Source organism: Fulvivirga aurantia (assembly GCF_009711475.1).
GTDB classification, from domain to species: Bacteria; Bacteroidota; Bacteroidia; order Cytophagales; family Cyclobacteriaceae; genus Fulvivirga; species Fulvivirga aurantia.
Window position 1 is genome coordinate 1 of record NZ_SMMD01000699.1, and the last position, 5894, is coordinate 5894.

A 5894-nucleotide genomic window follows, 5' to 3' on the forward strand; every position below is an offset into this window, starting at 1 on the left:
CTGCCTGTAGTTCTAATCGTATAGATTTTTTCTTATAGGAAGACATATAAATATTGGAGCGCAACTCATTGTCACCAATTTCCTCATAATCGACATTTACATATTTAAACACATCGAGCTGTATTAGCCTGTTTAGTGTAATTAGCTCATCTTCTTTTCTATAAATATTGCCCGGCCTAATAGTTACCTGATCTGCAATAATCTCAGGCCTGAACTCGTCAGTAGAGTGTATATAATTGAGGTTTTTGACCTGAGTTGTATCTCCTTTAGATTTTTCCTGCGATTTAAAGGCATAGTCGGCATACATATTTACCTCACTAATCTTATATACCTGCCTGGCATTATCAGGTGTTGTTTCCTTTAGTGTAAGCAACATTTTAATCTGCTTATCACCAATGGTACTATCGGCTCTAAAAAGCAGGTATTGATCATCAAAATGGTAAAATCCTCTGTCTTTAAGCGACTTCTCAATACGCGCTCTTTCTGTCTTTAACTTATCAAGATCATAACGCTTGCCGACCCCTAAAATCGATTCTTCATCGGTGGTTATTATGTTTTGCTTTAGGATAGAATCGCTAACCTGATTTATAATAGTATCATAATGAAAAGGGCTACTGATTTGAGCGTTGTAGATCACCCTGCCAGAGTTGGACCTTTTCTTAATGTCATAGTCAACAGAGGCCCCAAAAAAGCCATTATTTCTTAAAGTAGATTCTATCTGATTTCTTACCCGCTCGGCATCCAGATCTTCAAGAAGTACTGGCTTTCTCCCTAGTTTAGTTTTTAGCCAATGTTTAAAGCCTTTGTCTTTCTTTACATCCCCTGCAATTTCGTAAAACCAAACCCTGGGTCTCGAACCTAGAAGTTTACTGTTCGGCTCAGGTAAAAGCAAGCGATTTACTTCAGTAGTAACCTCACCAGCATTTTCCAGATGCTTTTTCTTTTTATATACCACAGTTGCCCCGCTGTAGTATTTCTCATCTTCAGCCAGATAGCTTGTAGCCGTACATCCCATCATCAAAACGGTAAGCAATAAACAAATGGTGCTTAAACTACTCTTCATCATCGCTTTGCTGACTTTTCTCTTCTTTACTTTTAAATAGTTCTTTAAAGGCATTGTAGTCTCTCACGAAAATTACGCCTGCGCCTGTTTTAGAAATTTCTCCTTGTAGCAAATTATCGAATTCGTTTTCTCTAAAACCGACTAGTCTAAACCGACCATCTTCTGTGAGTTTGTATTCAATTCTTATATCTCCTGCAAAATCAGAGGCGCTTTGTTGCTGTGCCTGCTTACCCTCCAGGTCAAAATTACCTGCAACCTTGACAACCACACGATCATCAAAAAACTGCTTTGATAGCCCCAACTCAAGCTCCGTACGACCGGTTGAGCCACTTTCATCATAGTCCTGATACGATTGCAAGTCAAAAGAAAGCTCAACACCTTGTATTTTGCTACCTAAGCGGTTGAGCTGGTTGCTCAAAATTCTACTCACACTATTACGAGCTGTTGACTGGGCAATGTTGCCATTTCCAGCTGTGCCTGAAGACATAAAGCTTTTAAAAATCAACAATGAGAATACCTGTTTGTTGAGCTCAGACTCTTGCTGATTGATACTACTTACCCATGTCTGAGTTTGAGGAGATGCCGATCCGGGATCTTCTAATGATAGCCTAAACCCTATATCAGGGGAAAGCAACTCACCTTGTAAATCCAGGAATACTGTAAATGGCACTTTTCGTGGATCATCAGCTTCCACGGGAGAAGCCCGAACAGAATAGGAAGCGGTGACATCCATCCTGGCATTTAGAGGATCACCAGTCCATAGCAAAAAGCTGCCTGATTGTATATCAAATTTACGCTTGGCAATACCATAAAAATTAAGATCATAAGAGCCATCCTCCACTTCATACCGACCGGTGAGAGTCATCTCTCCCGAAGGTCTCATATTCAAAGCGAGATCAGCATCACCTGAAACCGTGAGCTTATCCTGTGTAATAGGGTCTATCACAATGCCCAAAGTGCTAGAGCTTGAGACATCAATATCAGCACGAAGGTCCAAACCAGCTATCCAAACATCGAGCGTATCTGATGGATCTTCTTCTCGCTGACCGAAAAAGTCATCATTTTCAAGGTCTGCATCAAAAAACTCAACCACGCCTTTTCTATTTTGCACCTCGATCTGTGATTCTGGTATTACATAAGTCACATTACTATTATCTGCTACACTCACATCAACCCTCACTTTTGGGTTTTTCAAGGTTCCTGTAATATCTGCTGAGCTATTGAGCTTGAGTTTACCATAGACTAATCGATCACCTTGTTTTTCTGTATTTAGTAATTGAAATTGATTGGCATTCAGTTTAAGATCAAATGCATAATCCTTATAATTATCAGATTTGATCGTGCCGTCTAGTGTGAGCTTATTTTTGTTGGCATCTACTACAGTAAAGTCGTCAAACGAAATACCCGTCTTGGTAAAAACTGCCTTTTGATTATCAATATTAAATTTTGCTCCCAGGTAATCGATGAGAAAGGCCACATTATCAAATGCAATTTCACCTTTGATATCAGGATTTTCAACTGTACCTGTTACCGTAAAATTTCCTGTAAGATCGCCTTCTAACTCACTTACCTGACCTGCGGCATATGCCTGCACAGTAGCCACATCGAGCCTGGTTATTTTAGCTTGTAGGTCGAGATCTGTCGTTTTATTCTGTACTACACTGCCCTTAACTAAAAGCTCGTTTCTATTGCTATTTACCTTGAGGTTTAGCTCGGTTTTATTGTTGATGTTTTGGGCTTTCAAATCAACATTTCCTAGTGTATCTCCCAGGTAACTAAAATTAGAAATTCCTACATCGGCCTTGATTCCTTTGGCCAGTCTGGAGCTGAAATTACCATCAAGAACACCACCTAAAATGTACTTTTCTGTTTCTCTAAATTTGCCTAAAAAGCTTAAATCAAAATTATTGAAGCGTGCATCGATTACACTGTCCTGGTCATCCTGTACTGATGATTGAATTGCGATTTTTTGATTGCCTTTTTGAACGATCAGGTCTTCAATCCACACACCGTTGTCTAAGACTGCTATTTGGTTGTTTGCATTTACCTGCCATTTTTCATAATTCAAGAGAAATTCCCCTGGCAAAAACTCAAACACATAATGGTCTTCTTCCAGGTTTAGCTTTCCTCCAAAGTGGTACCTGTCCTCTCCTTTGTTATTGAGAATTTTTAGATCGGTTTTAACAAAACTGTCTTCGATAACACCTGAGAGCAATAGGTTATTTACGCTGTAGCCAGCAGTGGTTATAGTAGCGACTTTTGTATCAAAATTAAAGCTGGTCTTATCAGAACTCACCTTCACACCCAAAGAGTCAACTTTAGTGCCTTGATACATCATTTCATTAATGGTTATATCTATGTCAACCATCCATTCGGCACTGTTATATTTACCTTGAATTGTGCCCGGCACAAACTCCGTTAAGCCCGGCACCAATACCTCGTGAACAAAGTCGGGATCCTTAAAATCGACATTGAAGGTGAAGTCCTGAGGCTTTAAAGGGTCACTCCCAAGTGTGTCTTTGGCAAAATATCTGTTGAAATGATTTTGTAAAACTGATGGCAATGTCTCTAACTCAAAATTGCCTTTAAAATCAGCATCCACTATACCTGACCTAAGTTTAATGTCAGTAATTGAGTCACTGGTTGTAGCCATCAAAGCAAGCGTATCTATCTGGTAGATTTTACCTTCTTTTGAAAGTGTTACATCCTCGATATCTAACGTACCATTGAGAGATTCTAAAGACTCAGCAGTAAGTCGGGCTTTTGCCAGTGCTCTCGCTTTAAGCTCTTCTCTGCTCAGATTTAGAGCTTGAAAATCAGCACGTTGTAAGTCTAAGTCGAAACGGTATTCAGGCACACTATCATTGAGATTTACAAGACCATTGAAATCAAAAATAAGGTTTGGGTCATCGAAAGATACCTTCCCATCAAATTGCTGATTTTTGATAGTACCATCGATTTGGATTTTCTTATAGTCATAATTCTTATAGGCAATACTCGTTACTACACCCTCCACTGTCGTGTTTAGCTCTTCAATCGTAAAGCCACGACCATCAACAGTGGTTTTGAGTGAAACCATGCCCAATTCCGGGTTTTGAATTAACTGCCCAAGGTTCAACTCACTAATTTGAATATCACCATAATAGCTATAAACGGAGTCTTCTTGCAAAGCCATAGCTCCGGCAAAATCCAGATTACCCATGGTTGACTTTAAATTTAGGTCTAAATCAAAGTCGGAAGCCTTTCCCTTTACCTTGAACGAACTGCTTACCTGCTGAGGCAAAGTCAGGTTAGCTGGCAATAGTGTATCTGCCAAAACCTTTTCCACATCTTTTCTTGTGGTTTGTAATTCTTTCACATTTAAATCAAAAGAAGCTGCATTGATATCAGGTAGACCTTTAGCACTTCCATTGGCCACAAGGTGAGTATTATTAAGGGCATCAAACCTTAAATCATTCAACACAAAATCATTGAGCTGTCCTTCTGTGTTTAGCTTTATGCTAAATCTATAATTAGGTTTAACAAGTGCCATTTGCTTTTCTAAGGCTGGCTGAAAATAGAACACATCCCTCATGTCTATCACAGATTCATTGATGTCAGCTTTAAATCGTATGCTTTCTGGCTCCTTAGTCAAGGATTCTATTGAAGGGTAAGTCAGGTTGATATCTCCAGAAATGTCAGTTCTGGCCGTCACGAGTTTTAGTGATTTTAGATAAGCCTCCTGCGACTTGTAAGACCATTTTCCTTCTAACTGATCAATACGTAAACCACCTTTCTCATTTACAGACAGCTGAGAAATATCTCCATACACATCTCCGCTCTCAAAGTAGGTGTCTTTCATCTCTGTGGTCAGTTTTTGTATCCACAGGTGACCTGGGTCAAACCCATTTTTTACAGTTGGCAGATTATGATCGTAATATCTGAATCCTATATTTTTAATCGAAGCCTTCTGAGTACCGGCTAATAACTTGATAGTTTCTGACTCAGAAGCGGTAGCACTGTTGATGGATGAATCGTTTGTCGAATACTGGTCGATCGCCACGAAGCTATTGGCTATACTTATTTGCTTAGCCGTGTATACATTGTTGTTTATATCGAGTGAATCAACCATAATGGCTATTTGCCCGAGGTCATGGTCAATTTTCATATTTGAGGCCTCATCTTCAAAAATGAAACGCACGTCATTTACTTTCAACTCATCCCCTGACAGCTTAAATGGGCTAGTTTGGGCACTAGTAGTGTCTGAAGAAGATTGAGCTTTAGAGGCAGGCTGCTCTTCTGCTGGAAATAGCCTTAGGCGTGCAGAGGTTTGATTGAGCGCTACATAGTCTATATTTATAGCCGGAGCGTTTATGTCAAACAGCGAAAAGTTGGTGATCAACTCCCCTACACTGCCTTCAAAATCGACTCCAGTGAGCTTGTCAAAATAGGTAGCCTGGGTGTTTTTAAGGCTTATATCTCCTATTGAGAAATCGAAGGCAGCGGAAGAATCTGAGGTGCTTTGCTGAGAGCTAAACGCGTCTGCGATGTACTGAAAGTTAAATTCATCACTGGATTTGCCTCTGTGTATGTTACCAACCAAGCCATCTATTTCTATCTCGCTTAATCGCAATGTATTATCTAAAAGCGCCCAGAGATCTGTTTGCACTGATAAATATTTACAATATACCAGGGTATCTTGTTGTTGATCTTCAAGATATAGCCCCTCGACAGTTATGTTACTGGGGAAGTCAACAAACAATCGGTCTACAGCTGCTTCGGTGTTTACTTTTTGCTGGTAGAAATTAACCGCCTTGGTTGTGATATAATCCTGAACAGCAGGAAATCTCAA

2 protein-coding genes are annotated in these 5894 nt (G+C 39.8%); both read right to left on the minus strand.

Annotated features, from left to right (window positions below; genetic code table 11):
• Positions 1 to 1066 (minus strand): BamA/TamA family outer membrane protein (locus E1176_RS07625; RefSeq protein ID WP_222933111.1); only part of this gene is annotated, 1066 nt, incomplete at its 3' end.
• On the minus strand, positions 1053 to 5894 hold a 4842-nt coding region (locus E1176_RS07630; protein WP_155210015.1), incomplete at its 5' end, for a translocation/assembly module TamB domain-containing protein. The genes E1176_RS07630 and E1176_RS07625, both read right to left, overlap by 14 nt.